The organism is Telluria sp. B2 (genome assembly GCF_051789535.1).
Classification (GTDB): domain Bacteria; phylum Pseudomonadota; class Gammaproteobacteria; order Burkholderiales; family Burkholderiaceae_D; genus Telluria.
The window spans coordinates 2,723,953-2,742,307 of sequence record NZ_CP196525.1 but is presented as its reverse complement, the minus strand read 5'-3'; the positions used below and the strand labels follow the sequence as shown (position 1 = coordinate 2,742,307).

At 67.2% G+C, this 18,355-nt stretch carries 14 protein-coding genes and 1 tRNA gene; 9 read left to right on the top strand and 6 right to left on the bottom strand.

Annotated elements, in window-relative coordinates:
• Window positions 1-32 precede the first annotated feature (32 nt).
• Window positions 33-128, top strand: a tRNA-Sec gene (locus ACSUZJ_RS12170).
• Window positions 129-410: 282 nt separating this feature from the next.
• On the opposite strand, the gene ACSUZJ_RS12165 is transcribed toward ACSUZJ_RS12170, so the two are convergent.
• The 4 genes from ACSUZJ_RS12165 to ACSUZJ_RS12150 form a co-directional block, all read right to left on the bottom strand.
• On the bottom strand, window positions 411-1,826 hold the full coding sequence (locus ACSUZJ_RS12165) for an OmpP1/FadL family transporter (RefSeq protein ID WP_499408423.1): 1,416 nt from the start codon (window positions 1,824-1,826) through the stop codon (window positions 411-413).
• Between the two features lie 135 nt (window positions 1,827-1,961).
• Window positions 1,962-2,567, bottom strand: coding sequence for a hypothetical protein (locus ACSUZJ_RS12160; RefSeq protein ID WP_499408421.1), 606 nt, complete (start codon window positions 2,565-2,567; stop codon window positions 1,962-1,964).
• A gap of 39 nt (window positions 2,568-2,606) precedes the next feature.
• Window positions 2,607-4,439, bottom strand: a complete 1,833-nt coding sequence (locus ACSUZJ_RS12155) for an acyl-CoA dehydrogenase (RefSeq protein ID WP_499408419.1) — start codon at window positions 4,437-4,439, stop codon at window positions 2,607-2,609.
• Between the two features lie 55 nt (window positions 4,440-4,494).
• Window positions 4,495-5,385, bottom strand: a complete 891-nt coding sequence (locus ACSUZJ_RS12150; protein ID WP_499408417.1) for a LysR family transcriptional regulator — start codon at window positions 5,383-5,385, stop codon at window positions 4,495-4,497.
• Window positions 5,386-5,496: 111 nt separating this feature from the next.
• Here ACSUZJ_RS12150 and ACSUZJ_RS12145 point away from each other — a divergent pair, with 111 nt between their 5' ends.
• From ACSUZJ_RS12145 to maiA, 5 genes are all read left to right on the top strand, one after another.
• A complete protein-coding gene (locus ACSUZJ_RS12145) occupies window positions 5,497-6,711 on the top strand; it encodes a 3-hydroxybenzoate 6-monooxygenase (RefSeq protein WP_499408415.1) in 1,215 nt (404 codons plus the stop codon).
• Between the two features lie 32 nt (window positions 6,712-6,743).
• Window positions 6,744-7,793 (top strand): gentisate 1,2-dioxygenase, encoded by a 1,050-nt coding sequence (gene gtdA, locus ACSUZJ_RS12140; RefSeq protein ID WP_499408413.1) that lies wholly within the window; start codon window positions 6,744-6,746, stop codon window positions 7,791-7,793.
• A 20-nt stretch (window positions 7,794-7,813) separates the two neighbouring features.
• Window positions 7,814-8,524 carry a fumarylacetoacetate hydrolase family protein gene (locus ACSUZJ_RS12135; protein ID WP_499408411.1) on the top strand — a complete coding sequence of 237 codons (711 nt, stop codon included), beginning with the start codon at window positions 7,814-7,816 and terminating at the stop codon, window positions 8,522-8,524.
• A 72-nt stretch (window positions 8,525-8,596) separates the two neighbouring features.
• Window positions 8,597-9,976 carry an MFS transporter gene (locus ACSUZJ_RS12130; RefSeq protein ID WP_499408409.1) on the top strand — a complete coding sequence of 460 codons (1,380 nt, stop codon included), beginning with the start codon at window positions 8,597-8,599 and terminating at the stop codon, window positions 9,974-9,976.
• Between the two features lie 5 nt (window positions 9,977-9,981).
• Window positions 9,982-10,626, top strand: a complete 645-nt coding sequence (maiA, locus tag ACSUZJ_RS12125) for a maleylacetoacetate isomerase (RefSeq protein WP_499408407.1) — start codon at window positions 9,982-9,984, stop codon at window positions 10,624-10,626.
• A gap of 97 nt (window positions 10,627-10,723) precedes the next feature.
• Here the strand turns inward: maiA and ACSUZJ_RS12120 are convergent, their stop codons facing one another.
• On the bottom strand, window positions 10,724-11,479 hold the full coding sequence (locus tag ACSUZJ_RS12120) for a hypothetical protein (protein ID WP_499408403.1): 756 nt from the start codon (window positions 11,477-11,479) through the stop codon (window positions 10,724-10,726).
• Between the two features lie 197 nt (window positions 11,480-11,676).
• On the opposite strand from ACSUZJ_RS12120, the gene ACSUZJ_RS12115 reads away from it, so the two are divergent.
• The gene (locus ACSUZJ_RS12115; RefSeq protein ID WP_499408401.1) at window positions 11,677-12,015 is read left to right on the top strand and encodes a hypothetical protein; all 339 of its coding nucleotides are present in this window, start codon (window positions 11,677-11,679) and stop codon (window positions 12,013-12,015) included.
• A gap of 177 nt (window positions 12,016-12,192) precedes the next feature.
• Complete coding sequence (locus ACSUZJ_RS12110) at window positions 12,193-13,755, top strand: TerC family protein (protein WP_499408399.1); 1,563 nt, start codon at window positions 12,193-12,195, stop codon at window positions 13,753-13,755.
• A gap of 69 nt (window positions 13,756-13,824) precedes the next feature.
• Here ACSUZJ_RS12110 and ACSUZJ_RS12105 read toward each other — a convergent pair whose 3' ends face one another.
• Entirely contained in the window at window positions 13,825-15,690 is a 1,866-nt protein-coding gene (locus ACSUZJ_RS12105; RefSeq protein WP_499416418.1) for a PKD domain-containing protein, read from the bottom strand.
• Window positions 15,691-16,644: 954 nt separating this feature from the next.
• Here ACSUZJ_RS12105 and ACSUZJ_RS12100 point away from each other — a divergent pair.
• Complete coding sequence (locus ACSUZJ_RS12100; RefSeq protein ID WP_499416416.1) at window positions 16,645-18,336, top strand: ShlB/FhaC/HecB family hemolysin secretion/activation protein; 1,692 nt, start codon at window positions 16,645-16,647, stop codon at window positions 18,334-18,336.
• The last annotated feature ends 19 nt before the right edge of the window (window positions 18,337-18,355 follow it).

The following is an 18,355-nucleotide window of genomic DNA, read 5'->3' as shown; positions in this document are numbered from 1 at the left end:
TACAACATGGCGGCATCGGGCCGCCAATCCATGGAAGGCATTCTCATCCGGTGATGGGGCCGGGCTTCAAACCCGGTGGGGGGCGTCAGCCGCTCTCCTGTAAGTTCGACTCTTTCTGCCTTCCGCCAATTCCTGCCGCGCCTCGCGCTACCATATGGTGGGCGCCGGGCGCCCTACCGCCGTCTGCCACTCTCCGATGCATCGAAGGTCCGTAGGGTGGGCGCCCCGTGCCCACGCGTAAACGACGAGCAGACGCGGCCTCTACTGAAACGACGAGCAGACGCGGCCTCTACTGAACCCCAACACGACGCAGGCGTCACGCGTGGGCATGGGGCGCCCACCCTACGGGTAAAGAAAAAGCCGGCGCCCCTTGCGGGAACGCCGGCTTTTGCGCATCCAGGGGATGAAGCTTAGAAGCGCTGGTTGTAGGCCACGCCCAGCAGCTGCATGTGGGTCTTCCACGTGCCGCGGGTGGTTTCGCCATTGCCGGTGCAGCCGACGGCGACCGGGTTGCAGTTGTTGGTGTAGCTGCCGGAGGCGTCCTTGAAGTCGAGGTAGCTGTAGGCCAGGTCGATCGACGAGGTCGGGCTCAGCTTCCAGTTGGCGCCGAAGGACAGCTGGTTGCGGTCGGCGTCAGGCAGCGCGGCATGGCGCAGTTCGGTGCTGCGCACAGGCGCATTGTCGTGGGCCAGGCCGCCGCGCAGGGTCAGGTTGTCGTTCAGCCTGTAGCTGGCGCCGAGCGACACGCGCACGGTGTTCTTCCACTGCTGGCGGATCACTTCGTCGCCTTCGTCGGTGCCGACGAATTCGATGTCGATGTCCTGCATGCGCGAGTTGCGCGACCAGGTCACATCCAGCATGCCGGCCCAGCGCGGGTCGAACTGGTGGAAAGCCGACAGCGACAGGGTTTCCGGGGTGCGCAGCGCGACGCGGGCGTCGGAATTCTGGCGGCGCGAGGCGCCCTGCAGCACGCCGTTGACCACGGCGTCGGAAGTGACGGTCGAGAAGTCCCAGGCGGCGCTGCCGGTCAGCTCGTGCTTGATCGAGGAGCGGTAGGCGATGCCGAAGCGGGTGTGCTCGTCGAGCGTGAACAGGTAGCCCAGGTTGAAGCCCACGCCCCAGTCCTTGCCCTTCACGCTTGCATAGGCGTCGCCCGCGCCTGCGAGCAGCGCCGGGTTGCCGCCGAGCGTGGCGATCTGGCGCGCCAGGACGGCGCCGGTGCCGCTGTGCTGGGCCGCCTGGATCGTACCCGGCACGTCGACCGCCTGGGACAGGCTGGCCTTCATGTAGTCGATGTCGATGCCGAAGCCGAAGGCGTGCTGTTCGTTCAGCTTGAAGGCGATCGAGGGATTCAGGGTCAGCGATTCGAGCTTGATGCTGGTGAGCGAATAACGGCCGGCCCAGTCGCGATCGTAGTCGAGGTCGGTGCCGAAGGGCACGAAGGCGCCGAAACCGGCAGTCCAGCGGCTGTCGATCCGATGGCTGTAGTAGAGCGAGGGTGCGGCGACGGCGCTCGGCGCGTAGTCGTCCTGGCTGGCCTTGCCGCCGGTCGGGCTGCCGGTAAAGCGGGTGGAGCCGGCATCCTGGTAGCTCGAATGCGGCAGCACGGCGGTGACGCCGCCGACGAACTGGCGGCCTTCCAGGCGCGACAGGCCCGCCGGATTGGCGAACACGGTGGAAGCGTCGGCGGCTTCGGCGCCATTCGCCTCGGCGGTGCCTTGCGCCGAGACGCTTTGCGAACCGAAGCGGTAGCCGGACGCGCCGGCGCTTGCGGTAATGCCGGCCAGGGCCAGCGCGATCATGAACTGCAGGTGTTTCTGTTTCACGGTATGTCTTTCTGGTTTGTCTTCTTCAACGCTCCCCTCCGGCGCAGGAATTGAATGCGGAGGTTATGCGGCGCGAAGGATACACCAAACCAGAAACGTACATCAGGGCCGTGGTATTTTTTGCAGCCCTGCGCGCTAGACGGCCGCACTTTCATAGGCGGCTTTGGCGGACAGGAAGCGGCGCAGCGCCGTCTCGGGATCAAGACCGCCCATCACCAGGTTGACGACTTCCTTCTTGTCCGCCGACGTGACGCCCTTGCAGGCCTCGCGGTGCGCCGTGAAATAGGCGTACCACGACACCTCGGCGGGCCGCTCCCTGCGCGGTTTCAGGCGCACCGGCACGCGGCCCTGCGCCGCACGCACGTAGTCGGGAAGCCGGGCCAACGCCTGCGGCCAGTCGAACGCGGCCACCGCCTGCCGTTCGGCCTCGACGTCCTCCGCGCAAGCGAAGGCCGCACGCCCGCTTGCCGGATGCACCGCCAGGCAGGCCAGGTTCGGCGCGCCCTGCGCCTTGCAGTACTCGGCCACGAAACGCAGCTTCATCGCGGTGCCCAGCGGCTCGGCGCGCGCCATGGCGGCATCCTTGGGATCGAGGAAGCGTCCCAGCTCGAGCAAGTCGGGATAGGAGAGCGTCGCCGCCCCGTTCCTGCTCACGTGGTGCACCAGGGCCTCGACCAGGCGCGCGCCAACCTCGATGTCGTTCAGCGTGAGCTGGTCGCTTATTTCAAAACTGTCTGCCATCAAACATCCACTTACTGATTCACTTACCTATTCACTTACTTAAAACCAGGCGTCCTGCATGTCGAGCGTCGTCGTGTCGATGCTCGCCAGCAGGTCCAGCTGGGGATCGACCTTCGCCAGTTCCCAGTTGAAGAAATAGCGGCAGGCCTGCAGCTTGCCGCGGTAGAAATCGTCTTCCGGACGCTTCGCCGCCACGACCGCCTGCTCCAGCCACATCCAGGCCACCACCACGTGGCCGACCGCTTCCAGGTAGAGGCTGGCGTTGGCCAGGGTCTTGTTCATGTCACCCGCGCCGTAGAGCCTTGCCGTGACCTCGCCGATGCGCGCCCACAGCGCTTCCAGCCGGCCGGCCCAGGCGGCCAGGTCCGTCTTGTCCAGCGCACGCGCCCGCGCGATGCTGGCCGCGACTTCCCCCGACACGGCCTTGAACAGCGCGCCGTCCTGGATAGCCACCTTGCGGCCCAGCAGGTCGAGGCCGTGGATGCCGTGGGTGCCCTCGTGGATGGGGTTCAGGCGGTTGTCGCGGTAGAACTGCTCGACATTGTATTCGCGCGTATAGCCATAGCCGCCGTGGACCTGGATCGCCAGGCTGTTGGCCTCGACGCACCACTGCGACGGCCAGGATTTCGCGATCGGCGTCAGGAAGTCGAGCAGCATGCCGGCGTGCTGGCGCGCCTCGGGCGTCTCGCCGGTGCGCTGCTCGTCGACCAGCCGCGCGCAGTAGAGGATCAGCGCCAGCGCGCCCTCGGCATAGGCCTTCTGCGCCAGCAGCATGCGGCGCACGTCGGTGTGTTCGATGATGGCCACTTGCGGCTTGGCCGGGTCCTTCTCGGCCGGATGGCGGCCCTGGGGACGGTTGCGCGCATAGTCGAGGGCATGCAGGTAGCCGGTCACGCCGAGCACGGTGGCGCCCAGGCCGACGCCGATGCGCGCCTCGTTCATCATGTGGAACATGTTGGCCAGGCCCTTGTGCGGCTCGCCCACCAGGTAGCCGACCGCGCCGGCGCGCCCGCCCGGCTGGTGCTTGCCCTCGCCGAAGTTCAGCAGGCAGTTGGTGGTGCCGCGGTTGCCCATCTTGTGGTTCAGGCCGGCCAAGGCAATGTCATTGCGCTCGCCCAGGCTACCGTCCTCGTTCACCAGGTACTTCGGCACGATGAACAGCGAAATGCCCTTCACGCCCGGAATGAGCTTGCCGTCGGGGCCGGGGATCTTGGCCAGCACCAGGTGCACGATGTTCTCGGCCAGTTCATGTTCGCCGGCCGAGATCCACATCTTGTTGCCACGCAGGCGGTACTGGCGCTCGCCCTCGGGTCCCTCGACCGGATCGGGTTCGGCGCGAGTCGTGATGTCCGACAGGCTGGAGCCGGCCTGGGGCTCGGACAAACACATGGTGCCGAAGAAGCGCCCGGCCAGCTGGGGGCGCACGAAGCGCTCGACCTGGCGCGGCGTCGCCGTCTTCAGCAGGGTATTCGCATTGCCCATGGTGAGGAAGGTGTAGGCCGAGGTCGCCACATTGGCCGCCGTGAACCAGGCCGCGATCGCCCGGTCCACCACATAGGGCAGCTGCATGCCCTCGTACTCGTAGTCCTGGGCCGCCGCCATGAAGCCGGCCGAGCAGAAGGCTTCCAGCGCCGTCTTCACTTCGGGGATGATCGTCACCTTCTCGCCGTCGAAATGCGGCTCCTGGCTGTCGCTCTTCTTGTTATGCGGCGCGAACAGGTCGGTCGCGATGCGCGCGGCGCTGTCGATGGCGGCGTCGAAGGTCTCGCGGCTGTGGTCGGCGTAGCGTTCGCGCGCGCTCAAGCCTTCCACCTCCAGCCATTCGTAGAGCAGGAAGTCGATGTCGCGGCGGTTCAGGATGGTCGATTGCATGGTGTCTCCTTGTCGGTTCTTCGTTATTGCCACAAGCATAACCGATCGCCGGGGCTTACGAGAACAGCTCCGCGATTGTCTGCCGCAGCCAGCGGTTCGAGGAATCCGCATGGTAGCGCTCGTGCCAGTGCTGCTTGACCTGGAAGCTGGGCAGCTCGAGCGGCACCGGCAGCATGCGGACCTCTTCGCTGGCCATCATCGACGCGCCATAGCGGTAGGGGACGATGGCCAGCAGCTCGGTCTGGGCAACGATGCGCGCCACGCCGAGAAAACTCGGCAGCTGCAGCACCACGCGCCGCCCGATGCCTGCGCCCGCCAGGGTCTTGTCGACGATCGCATGGCCGGTGCCGGAGGAGCGCACCAGCACGTGGCCCTCGCCTGTCATCGCTTCCAGGCCCAGGCTGTCGCGGACGCGCGGATGGTGTTTCGCGACCAGGCAGACGAAGTGCTGGTCGAACAGCACCTGCTGGTAGAAGCCCGCCTCGAGGTGGGGCATGAAGCCGACCGCCAGGTCGACCGTGCCGTCGGCCAGTTCCTGCGGGCTGTCCGGCGAAATCTTCGAGATGTCGACCCGGATCCCGGGCCCATGCTCGCGCAGGTAGTTCAGCAAACGGGGCACCAGCACGATCTCGCTGATGTCGGTCATGCAGATGCGGAACTCGCGGTTGCTGCCGGCCGGGTCGAACACGGGCTGGTCGGCCAGCGCGTGCTGCAGGGCCTGGATCGCGCGGCGCACGTCCTCGATGGCGTTTTCGGCACGCGGAGTGGGCTCCATGCCTTTCGCCGTGCGGCTGAACAGGCGATCGTTGAAATGCTCGCGCAGCTTGCCAAGGCCCAGGCTCACGGTCGACTGAGGCAGGCCGAGGTTGTCGGCCGCGCGCGTGACGTTCTTCGTCTTGTAGATCTCGTCGAAGATCAGCAGGAGTTCGAGATCGAAACGCTTCATGGCCGCCACCATTATTGAAAAATCTGATTATAACAATCGGTAACGATCAGTATCCAGCATACGCGCGTTTCGGCAGACTACAGTTCATTCACGCGATGTATGGAGACCGTCATGGAATCAACTAACTGCCCAGCGAGCGCGCGCAAACCGTCGGTCATCGTGGCCGGCGCCGGCATCGGCGGCATCGCCACCGCGCTCTCGCTCTCGCGCCTCGGCCTGGCCGTGACGGTGCTGGAACAGTCCGCCACGCTGGGCGAGATCGGCGCCGGCCTTCAGCTCGCACCGAACGCCTTTGCCGCGCTCGACGCGCTGGGCGTGGGCGAAGCGGTGCGCGCACGCGCCGTGTTCACCGAACGCCTGGTCATGATGGACGCGGTCGACTGCAGCGAGGTCGGCGCCTTCGAAGTGGGCGAATCCTTCCGCCAGCGCTTCGGCAATCCCTATGCGGTGATCCACCGCGCCGACATCCACACCGCCATCCTCGAACACGTGCGCGACAACCCGGCCATCGAGCTGGTCACCTCCTGCCACATCGACACCATCGAACAGGACGGGCGCGGCGTCACCGTGCTGGCGCGCGACGGACGGCGTTACCAGGCCGACTACCTGATCGGCTGCGACGGCATCAAGTCGGTCGCCCGCGAGGTCGTGGTCGGCGACCCGGTGCGGGTCTCGGGCCACGTGGTCTACCGGGCCGTCGTGCCCGCCGCCGAGATGCCGGAAGAACTGCGCTGGAACGCGCCCGTGGTCTGGGCCGGTCCCAACTGCCACCTGGTGCACTACCCCTTGCGTAGCGGCGACCAGTACAACCTGGTGGTCACCTTCCACAGCCGCGAGCAGGAAGTCTGGGACGTGCGCGACGGCAGCAAGGAAGAAGTGCTGTCCTATTTCACCGGCATCGATCCCCTGCCGAGGAAGCTCCTGCACTGCCCCTCGAGCTGGCGCCGCTGGAGCACCGCCGACCGCAACCCGGTCGACAACTGGACCCAGGGCCGCATCACCCTGCTCGGCGACGCCGCCCACCCCACCCTGCAATACCTGGCCCAGGGCGCCTGCATGGCGCTGGAAGACGCGGTCACGCTGGGCGCGGCGGTCCGGCACTGCGGCTACGACATGGAAGCCGCCTTTTCCCTGTACCAGCAGTCGCGCATCGCCCGCACCGCGCGCGTGGTGCTGTCGGCGCGCGAGATGGGACGGCTGTACCACGCCCACGGCGTCGAGCGCCTGGTGAGGAACGACCTGTGGAAGGGCCGCGGCCAGGACGGCTTCTACGACGCCCTGCAATGGCTGTACGGCTGGAACGCGGACAACTGCCTGGCCGCGTGAGCGGCTACGAGAAGAACAGCAAGGAGAACACGATGCACAACGATCTGCAAAGCGCACGCCGCGCCCTCTACCAGGACATGCAGTCCCTGCACCTGACCCCGCTGTGGGAGTCGCTGCATACCCTGGTGCCGAAGCAGCCCACGCCGGGCTACGACGCCGCCCTGTGGCGCTACCGGGACATCGTCCCGCACCTGCAGCGCGCAGGCGAGCTGATCTCGGCCGAGGAAGCCGTGCGCCGCGTCCTGATCCTGGAAAACCCGGCGCTGCCGGGCAGCTCCTCGATCACGCACTCGCTGTACGCCGGCCTGCAGCTGATCCTGCCGGGCGAAGTGGCGCCGGCGCACCGCCACACCCAGTCGGCGCTGCGCTTCATCGTCGAGGGCAAGGGCGCCTACACGGCGGTGGACGGCGAGCGCACCACCATGCACCCGGGCGACTTCATCCTGACGCCGTCCTGGGCCTGGCATGACCACGGCAATCCCGGCATCGACGGCGTGGCCGAACCGGTGGTCTGGCTCGACGGCCTGGACATCCCGACCACGCGTTTCTTCAGCGGCGGCTTCGCCGAGAACGGCGAAGAATCGAGCCAGCAGGTGGCGCGCCCCGAGGGCCGCAGCCTGGCCGCCTACGGCTACAACATGGCGCCGGTACGCCAGCTGCACACCCGCGCCAGCTCGCCGATCTTCAATTATCCCTATGCCCGCTCGCGCGAGGCCCTGGAAACGCTGCGCCGCCAGCAGGAGATCGACCCCTGGGTCGGCGTGAAACTCCGTTATATCAATCCGCTGACCGGCGGCGCGCCGATGCCGACCATCGGCGCCTGCATGCAGCTGCTCCCGGCCGGTTTCAAGGGCCAGGCCCACCGCAGCACCGACGGCACGGTCTACAGCGTGGTCGAAGGCAGCGGCACGGCCATCATCGGCAACGAGCGCTACGCTTTCTCGCCGCGCGACACCTTCGTGGTGCCGTCCTGGGCCACGCTGCGCTTCGAGGCGCCCGAAGACGTGGTGCTGTTCAGCTTTTCCGACCGTCCGGTGCTGGAAGCCATCGGCCTGCTGCGCGAAGAACTCCTCCCCGAATAACGCAAACGAAAGAGACCATCATGAGCGACAACTACATTTTCCCGCCCCAGGCCGTCGTCGGCCTGCCCGTCAACGGCAGCGAAGCGGTCTTCCCGGTGCGCCGCGTCTACTGCGTCGGCCGCAACTACGCCGCCCACGCCCGCGAGATGGGCTTCGACCCGGACCGTGAACCGCCCTTCTTCTTCTGCAAGCCGAACGACGCCCATTCGATCGTCCCGGTCCCGGCAGGCGCCACGGTGGAGATTCCCTACCCGCCGCGCACCGAGAACTACCATTACGAGATCGAGCTGGTGGTCGCCATCGGCAAGGGCGGCCGCAACATCGATCCGGAAGACGCGCAGCAGCACATCTTCGGCTACGCCGTCGGCCTGGACATGACCCGGCGCGATCTGCAAATGCGGATGCGCGAACAGGGCAGGCCCTGGGAGATCGGCAAGGCCTTCGACTACTCGGCGCCGATCGGCCCCATCACCGCTCTGGAGAATAGCGGCGCGGTGAACGCCGGCGCCATCGCACTGACGGTCGACGGCAAGACCGTGCAGAAGAGCGACATCACCCACCTGATCTGGAACGTGAACGAGACCATCGCCCAGCTCTCGACCTTGTTCGAGCTGCAGCCGGGCGACCTGATCATGACCGGGACGCCAGAAGGCGTGGGCGCCGTCCAGCGCGGCCAGACCATGGTCGGCGAAGTCGACGGACTCACGCCGATCAGCGTGAAAGTCGCGTAAACCGCGTAAGACAGGACGGCCGCAAGCGCCCCGGCGCAGGGCGCGGCCGCATGGACACACCAGGAGACCAGCATGCAAGCCCAGAACGTCCAGCAGTTCATCGACCAGCATCCCTTTTCCCCACTCCAGAAGCGCCTGCTCGTGCTGTGCTTCCTGGTGGTGGCGATCGACGGTTTCGACACCGCCTCGATCGGCTTCATCGCGCCGGCGCTGCGCGGCGAGTGGCAGCTGAGCGCCGCCGCCCTGGCGCCGCTGTTCGGCGCCGGCCTGTTCGGCCTGATGGCTGGCGCCCTGCTGCTCGGCCCCCTGGCCGACCGCCACGGCCGCAAACCGATCCTGATCCTCTCGGTGGCCTTCTTCGGGCTGACGTCGCTGCTGTCCTCGTTCGCGACCGACATGACGACCCTGCTGGTGCTGCGCTTCCTCACCGGCCTGGGCCTGGGCGGGGCGATGCCGACCACGATCACGCTCACCTCCGAATACTGCCCGCAGGCGCGCCGCGCCAGCCTGGTGACCCTGATGTTCTGCGGCTTCACGATCGGCTCGGCCCTGGGCGGCCTGGTGGCCGCGCAACTGCTGGCGACTGTCGGCTGGCGCGGCATCCTGATGATCGGCGGCGCGCTGCCCCTGGTGCTGGTGCCGGTCCTGCTGTTCGCCCTGCCCGAGTCGCTGCGCTGGATGGTGCTGCGCGGACGCGACGGCAGCGCCATCGCAGCGAAGATTGCAGGCGGCGTCGCGGGCGGCGCCAGGGCCGTGCCGCCGCTGACCGTCAGCGACGTCAAGCTGCCCGGTTCACCGGTGAGCCAGCTGTTCCGCCCCGGCCTGATTGGCGGAACGCTGCTGCTGTGGACCACCTTCTTCATGAGCCTGCTCATCATCTACCTGCTCTCCAGCTGGCTGCCCACCATCCTGAACGGCGCAGGACACAGCCTGTCGCAGGCTTCCTTCATCAGCTCGGCCTTCCAGATCGGCGGCACCGCCGGCGCCATCATGCTGGGCCGCTGGATGGACCGCTACCGCCCGCACCGCGTGCTGGCCCTGGCCTATGGCTGCGCGGCCCTGTGCATCGGCGCGGTCGGTATCGTCACCGACAACGTGCCGCTGCTGGTGCTGGCCGTGTTCGGCGTGGGCTTCGGCGTGAGCGGCTCGCAGGTCGGCGCCAACGCCCTGGCCGCGGCCTTCTACCCGACCACCAGCCGCGCCACCGGCGTGAGCTGGGCCTCGGCGATCGGCCGCAGCGGCTCGGTGCTGGGATCGATGGTCGGCGGCGCCCTGCTGGCGGCGGAACTGTCGAACCAGGCGATCTTCCTAATGCTCGCCGTCCCCGCGGTGCTGGCCGCCTTCGCCCTGCTGGCCATGGGCCGGCTGCAGGGCCGGGCCGAGCCGGCGGCGGAACCGGCCGCAAGCGAGACCGCGCCGCTGATGCCGCTCCAACCCACCACCAACAACTGACACCCATGAAGCTTCATACCTACTACCGCAGCTCGGCCTCCTACCGGGTGCGCATCGCCCTGAACCTGAAAGGCCTGGCCGCCGAGGAATACTACGTCCACCTCTCGAAGAACGGCGGCGAGCAGTTCGGCGCCGCCTTCGACAGCATCAATCCCCAGCACCTGCTGCCGGTGCTGGAGGATGAGGGCCTGGTGCTGCCGCAGTCGCTGGCCATCATCGAGTACCTCGACGAGACCCGGCCCGGCGCGCCGCTGCTGCCGGCGGACGCCCGCGGCCGCGCCCGCGTGCGGGCCCTGAGCCAGGCGATCGCCGCCGACATCCACCCGATCAACAACCTGCGCGTGCTGAAGTACCTGGGCGAGGAACTGGGCGTCAGCGCCGAGCAGAAGAACGCCTGGTACCGCCACTGGGTCGCGCTCGGCCTGGCAGCCCTCGAGCGCCAATTGGCCGGCGATCCGGCCACCGGCCGCTTCTGCCATGGCGACACCCCGACCATGGTCGATTGCTGCCTGGTGCCCCAGCTCTACAACGCGCGCCGCTTCGAATGCGACCTGTCGGGCTACCCGACCCTGCTCGCGATCGACGCACGTTGCGCGCAACTGGCGGCGTTCGCGGATGCGCGGCCGGACGTGCAGTCGGACGCGCAATAAGGGAAACTGAGGAACGGCGGACCCCGCGCCGGCAGGTGCCGGCCGGTGCAGGCGCCTGGGCGCGCCGTGCGCTGGTCCTCGGTCAGGCGTCGCTCAGTCAGGCATCGATATGACAGGCATGCGTCGTCTCATGCTCGGTGCGCCCCTCGACGCTCATCACCTGGCCGGCCGCGTCGTAGAAGACATACATCAGCGGGCGTCCCGGCAGGCTGAAGGAATAGGCGAGCTGGCTTTCCTCGGCGGTCAGCATCAGGCTTTCCTTGCCGGCGAGGCGCAGGTCGAAGGATTCGGCGCCCAGGGTCACGATCCCGTTTGCCACCTTGAACCCGGTATCCTTCCATTCCATCCTGGTCTTCAGGTTGCCGCACTTGAGCGTGCGCCCGGAGCCTTCGATGATCCTGGCCGCCACCTTGTACAGCGGCTGGCCGCGCAGCTTCGCCAGCGGTGCCCCCTTCCCGCAGCTGATCTGGCTTTCGCTTTGCATGATCACCGCGCTGGCCCCATCCGGCCTGCCCTCGTCGCTCAGGCTCAGGACCGGGCCGTTGGCGGCATCGATCGAGAGCATGGCGCTGACCTTGACCGTGCCGGCCTTGCTCTCCCGGGCCAGCTGTATCATCTGCGCACCGCGCATATCGACGCCGATGTCAGGCGCGCTGAGCCTGCCGTCCTCGCCCAGGACGATCGCGGCGCCGCGCAAGACCTCGGACTGCGGCAGGCGCATGCAGCCGCCGGTGTAGCTGCCGGCCAGCAGCGGCCCGAGCATGGGCCAGTAGTCGATCTTCCCCGCCGTCGTGGATGCGCCGCCGGCGGTCTGCGTCCCGCCCCCTTCGTTCTTGCCGCAGCCCCCGAACACGAGGATGGCAAGAGCAGCGGGTAGCAGGGAAAAGCGGCGCGCATTGCCTCCTTAGCAAGTCAAGCCGCCACCTTAGCATAAAGATATCGTCGATTAACACTTCCCGAGCATTTCATGCCGTCCGCATAGGACCAGCCTCTCGCAGGGCCCCCGGGAGCCGCATGCTATACTGGCATCGTCATGTCTTCCGATAACGTATGAGACGATTTCTCGTCCTCTTCCTGGTTCTGCTGTTTCCCCTGAACGTGCTGGCGCTGTCCCTGTCTGTCTCCACGGCCGGAAAGGATGCCCCGACACCGCAAGCCACGCTGTCGGCCGCCCATGCCGATCCGGCCTGCGGCGCCGCCCTGGACATCGACACCACCTCCGACCTCGATCCGGACGAGCCGCCTCCCGGCATCGACCTGCACGACATCGTCAACATCGACGCCGGCCGGCGCCTGGCCGCGCTACGCGCCGTCGCCACGGCGCCGCACGATGCGCGCCGGCCCTGCCACGCCATTGCGCCTCCCCTGCGTCCGCCGCGCGCGGCCTGACGCCGCCCCGGCGGCCTTGAAACCGGTCCGCTTTCGCCGGCGCGTCCCGCATGCCGCGCCGCCGCAAGACCGGTCTTCGTCGCCCGACTCCAGCCCTGTCCTGCCCGCTCCTCGAGCCGCACATGGCCTTGCCTGGAATTCGGTCCGCGCATGTGTTGAATTGAAGAGGTGTTTTACATGGAATGGCTATTCGACCCCACCATCTGGGTGGGCCTGCTGACACTGGTACTCCTGGAGATCGTCCTGGGTATCGACAACCTGATCTTTATCGCGATCCTGGCCGACAAGCTGCCGCCGCACCAGCGCGACAAGGCGCGCCTGCTCGGCCTGTCGCTGGCGATGGCGATGCGCCTGGGCCTGCTCACGATCGTGTCCTGGCTGGTCACGCTGACCACGCCGCTGTTTTCGCTGGGGTCCTTCGACTTCTCGGGGCGCGACCTGATCCTGCTGCTGGGCGGCCTGTTCCTGCTGTTCAAGGCCACGGTCGAACTGCACGAGCGGCTCGAGGGCGTGACGCACACCCCGGGCGAATCGAAGGTCTACGCCGGCTTTGGCGCCGTGGTGGCCCAGATCGTGGTGCTCGACGCCGTGTTCTCGCTCGACGCCGTCATCACCGCCGTCGGCATGGTCGACGAGCTGGGCGTGATGATGGCCGCCGTGGTGATCTCGATCGGCGTGATGATCCTCGCGTCCAAGCCGCTGACCCGCTTCGTGAATGCCCACCCGACGGTGGTCGTGCTGTGCCTGAGCTTCCTGCTGATGATCGGCCTGGCCCTGGTCGCCGAAGGCCTGGGCTTCCACATCCCGAAGGGCTACCTGTACGCCGCGATCGGCTTCTCGATCCTGATCGAGACCCTGAACCAGTTCGCGCGCCGCAACCTGATGAAGAACGAGGCCCGCGTTCCCCTGCGCGAGCGCACCGCCCAGCGCGTCCTGCGCCTGCTGGGCGAACGCAAGCGCAGCGAACCGGCGCCCGAGACCGACGAAGGCCCGGGCGCCGAGCAGGCCTTCGCGGCCGAGGAGCGCCACATGGTCAGCGGCGTCCTGAGCTTGGCGGACCGCTCGATCCGCTCGGTCATGACGCCGCGCTCGGAGATGTCCTGGGTGAACCTCGAGCACGACCCGGGCGAGATCCTGGCCCAGCTCCAGACCACGCCGCACAGCCTGATGCCGGTCTGCCGTGGCGAGCTCGACAATATTGTCGGCATCGCGCGCACCAAGGACCTGATGGGCGCCCTGCTCCAGGGCCGGTCCATCGCCACTCCGGACGCCGGCCCGATGCGCGCGCCCATCATCCTGCCGGAGACGGCCGGGGTCCTGAAGGCGATGGACACGCTCAAGCGCGCCCATGGCCAGCTGGTGCTGGTGGCCGACGAATACGGCACGGTCCAGGGCCTGCTGAGCCCGGTCGACATCCTGGAAGCGATCGCCGGCGAATTCCCGGACGAGGACGAACAGCCGGCAGTGCGGCCCCAGGGGCCGGGGCTGTGGGAAGTCGACGGCACGGCCGACCTGCACCTGCTCGAGCAGGTGCTGGAGACCGACGCCCTGGTGATCGATGCCGACGACTACACCTCGCTGGCCGGCTTCCTGCTCGCCCGGTTCGAGACCCTGCCCGCACCGGGCCAGGCGATCGAACTGGACGGCCTGCGCTACGAGGTGCTGGCCGTCGAGGACAGGCGCATCGCGAAGGTGGCGATCCGGCGCATCGAGGCGGTGGAGCAGGAGCAGGTGCAGTAATCGACTGCAATGAGGACGCGCGGCTTCCGGCTTCCGCCGGGCGCCGGCGCCCGGAGCCAGGGCCCCAGCTCAGTCGGCGGCTTCGCTCACGATGCCTCCCTCCACCAGCGCAGCGGCTTCCTGGCCGGCGCGCTGGTTATCGTAGGCCACTACCTCGGCCTTCGTCACCGGATCGGTGCGCCAGATCCTGATCGCGAAGCGCCCATGACCGCTACCCTGAGCGCTACCCCGAGCGCCCGCCGGTCCGCCGGCCGTGGCCGCCAGGCGAAACTGCCAGTTTCCCGATCCGGCGATGCTGCCGCTGCCTTCGAACACCTGCCGGGCACCCTGCCGCCCGACCAGCCGCAGGCTGTCGCTGCGCAGGTTCAGGCCGGGCAGGTCGAACTGCAGCCGGCCCCGGCCGCCCTGCGCACGCGTGCCGTCCGCGGCGGGCGCGACCAGGCTGAACCTGGCCTTGCCGGCCTGCAGCGGCGATTTCGCGTAGGCGCCCGGCGGCGACATCACCGCGCCGCTGCCGGCGACGCCGCCGGGCGCCGCCACCACGACATCCAGGCGGACCGCCGTGCTGCGTCCCACGCGGTCGACCAGCGTCACCGTCAACGGATAGATACCCGGGGCCGCATAGCTGTGACTGGCGCTGGCGCTGCCCACCCCGTCCAGTTCGCGCATCTTGCTCGCGCCGCCGCTGCCGTCACCCCATGACCAGTCGATGCTGCGAGTGCCGACGCGGTCCTCGTCCACCCAGGCCACCGACGCCTGCAGCGGCGTCCCGACCTTGACCAGTGCCGGCGCCTTGATGGGGCCGACGGCGTGTCCGTCCTTGCCGCCATGGCCCGGCTTGAGCAGCACCAGTCCGGCATTGGTCGTCGCGACGATCGCGCCGCTGTCGTTGATCGCAAGGGCGTCGTCCAGCACCAGGCCGGGGGGCGCATGGCGCAGGCGGGTATTCAGGTCGACCATGCCGGTGCCGGCAGACCAGACGAATGCGCGGCGTTCGCCGGCCCTGTTGTTGGAAGAGCCGACAATCTGGCCCTTGTTGTTGAGCTCGAACGCGCGCGTAAAGCGTCCGCCGAGGGTGCCGATGTCGCGCATGCCGCCCGAGCGCGTCCACGACATCGAGCGCTGGGTCTCATCGGCATAATTGACGAGGACCGGAACCTGGCCGCGCTCATTGATCGCCATGGAGAACGATTCGGTGCCGCCCGCCGTTCCCAGGTCGAGCATGCCGTCCGTGGGCCTCCAGATGTAGGCGCGGTATAGCAGCGTATCGCCGGCGGGAATGTGGCCGCCGACTACTTCCCCCCTCGCGTTCACCGCCACGGCATCGGAATACCTGCTGTCGAGCGTATCGATGTTGACCAGGCCACTGGCGCGTGTCCAGGCAAAGATCTGGGTCTCGATGTCGGCGGTATCCGAGTTCCCCACGATGAGGCCGGCGTCGTTGAGCGCGGTGGCGTTAGAGAAACTTGCCAAGCCGGAAGTGAAGGCCCCCAGATCCTCGATGCCGTCCGCCGCGCTCCAGCGGAAGGCGCGCACGAAAAAGGTGGCCTCGGAGACGCCGGCGACGACACCCTGGTTGTTGATCGCCTGCGCCCGCGAGTTATAGGCCCCCGGAACGACGCCGAGGTCGATCATGCCGCCGCCCGCGGTCCAGACGAAGGCGTGCTCGCGCCCATCGGGCAGGGTCGAGCCGCCGGCCACCTGCCCTGCATTGTTCAGGTCGTACGCGCGCGTATCCGAACCGCCCAGCGTGCCGATGTCCCGCACGGCCGCGCCATCGTAGAAGTAGCCGCGCGACGCCGGGCCGGGATTGATCGAGAATACCACCTGCCCTTTGGCGTTGATCTTCGGTATGGTGCTGAGCGGGCCGGAAGCCAGGTTGACGACGCGGTAAGTCGTGCGGCTGGCGTGCGCGGGAGCATACTGGTCGTCCACGCCGGGCGTAGCCTTCGCCTGCTCCGCCACAGCCGCGGCGGCGGCGAGCGCGAAAAACAGGCAGGGCAGCCGCCACGCCGCCTTGGCGCCGGATCGGGGGTTTCCTTGAACGCGAAGCATGTATTCCTCCAGGTAGGAAAAAGCAGCCCGGCACCCTTGGTGGTGCGGGAATAAGCCGATGATCCGCTGCCTGGTCCATACCTGTTTGAGCAAACTCGGGCATCGCTCCGTCATTTGCGCTCGAACAAATAGATGATTGCGCCAGCGCGTGGGAGTTTCTGGACATTATGTGTAGCAATTTCGCCCCGGCATGGCACTTTGAATCAGTCCGCTTTCAGCAGGAGTCAAAACGATGCTCGTTTACTCCTCAATTTGCGTAGGACTGATCCTACTAAATTGGAAGATACGATAGTAGCCACGAAGAAACACCAAGTTGTAGATTGTTTTCTCAAAAGTAGCAGGGTCTGTTGCGCGATGCAGCAACTTACTGCCCCGTCTCCGCGCTTTCGCATCGGCTTCCAGCGCAGTTCGCCACGTACGCGCACACCGCGGCAAAGCCGATCTTCCCGTCTCTCGTTCGAGGTAAAAACGGTAACGCGCCGGGCCGCCACGCTGCCGCCACCGGTTGGCCAGCCTCATCCGCACCGGTCTTGGCATCTCTACAAGAACCGGCTGCGGCATTGCATGCGCTGCAACATTGTGTGTACAAAAAGAGACAGGCCCTCTTTCTTTGCAGGAGATTCTTATGCCTGTAGAAAGTTTCCGTATGGAATCTCAATGAACTTGGTAGGATTCGTCCTACGGTGACCTGGATCCTTGCTCGCAGCAGCCAAAGTCCTCCTCACCACAGGCTCTTCATTCCGGTAGTTGATTTTTTTCGCGTACGACGCTACGCGCTGGCCTCGCTCGCCCAACAAAAAGCGCGTGCGATTTCGTTCTCCTTTTGCCACTACTATGCAATTCTCTTCCTCCGTTTCACGTTCCGCGCCGGTCAAGCGAACTGTCATCGCCGAAGTCGTCGTCCTGATCCTGAGCGGCATGTTCGCGCTCGACGCCGCCGCCCAATCCCAGGTACCTGTACAAAGCGTGCCGACGCCGGGCGCGGTCCTCGAATCCACCCGCGCCGCCGAGTCCCCGATCCCGCCGCCGAAAAAGGAAAGCGGCCTGGTCCTGCCGCGTTCCGCCGATGGCCAGCAGCTCGACCCGAACGCGCCCCGCACCCTGGTCAAGGCCTTCCGCATCGTCGGCAACAAGGAGATCGACGCCGCCACCCTGCACCGCCTGGTCGATGCCGAAGCGGGCAAGCCGCTCAACCTGTTCGAGCTGCACAGGATCACCCGGCTGGTCACCGATTTCTACCGCAAGCAGGGCTTCCCGGTGGCGCGCGCCGTGATTCCGGCGCAGCGGGTCGAGGACGGCAACGTGACCATCGAAGTGATCGAGGGCCGCATCGACCGCACCACCTTCACCGGAAACGAACTCTACAGCGAGCCCTTCCTGCAGCGCTGGAGCGCCCCCCTGCTGGGCCAGGCCGTGCGCGTCGAGCCGCTGGAAGAGCGTGTGCTGACCCTGAACGACCTGCCGGGCCTGACTACCCGCGCGGTCCTGATTCCCGGCCTCGGATACGGCACCACGACCACCGAATTCCTGGTCAGCGAAAAGGCCTACGACGGCGAAGTCAGCGTGAACAACTACGGCCGTCCCGAAATCGGCCGCACCCGCGTCGACGCCAGCGCCAACCTGAACAACCCCTTCGGCATCGGCGACCAGCTGGGCGTGCGCACCAGCGTGTCCGAGCACGGCCTGCTCAAGCTGGGCGGCCTGAACTACAGTCTGCCGCTGAACGTCCAGGGCACCCGCCTGGCGCTGAGCTACACCCACATCAACTACGGCATCAGCGGTGAACTGGCCCGTCTCGACATCAAGGGCAAGAGCCAGCTCGCCAGCGCCACCGTGATCCATCCGTTCCTGCGCAGCGCCCAGGAAAACCTGTACGGCACCTTCGCCGTGCGCAGCTTCGCCGGCGAGCAGTCTGCGCTGGACGTCGAGCTGTCGAAGAGCCGCGTTTCGGTTTTCGAAGCCGGCACCGCCTGGAACCACATCGACGACGACTTCAACGTCGCGACCGCCGGCCTGCGCGTCAGCAGCAACTTCAATGGCTACAAGGAAGACCATTCGAACGTCGGCCAGAAGTTCAAGATCGACGGCGAGGTTTCCTACCTCTACAACCTGACGCCTGCCTGGAATGTGAAACTCGCCGGCGCCGCCCAGTGGACGCCCGACACGCTGGCCGACGCCGAGAAATTCAGCCTCGGCGGCCCGACCTCGGTGCGCGGCTACCCGTCGGCCGACGTGCGCGGCGACCGCGGCGCCTTCGCCAGCGTCGAACTGCGCTACCGCACGACGCTGTTCGGCGCCCCGGGCTGGTTCGGCGTCTTCGCCGACGGCGGCCGCGTCTCGCGCGTCGAGGCGGTCGAGGGCCAGCCGAAGTCGAACGCGATCGGCAGCGCCGGTATCGGCGCGACCTTCTTCCCGACCAAGGGCACCCAGCTCGAAGTGCTGGCCGCCAAGCCGACCAGCAGCCTGGATCCCAGCGACATGCGCAAGAACGGCCGCGTCTGGGTCAACCTGACCACCCGCTTCTGAAGAGCGCCACCGCTTACCG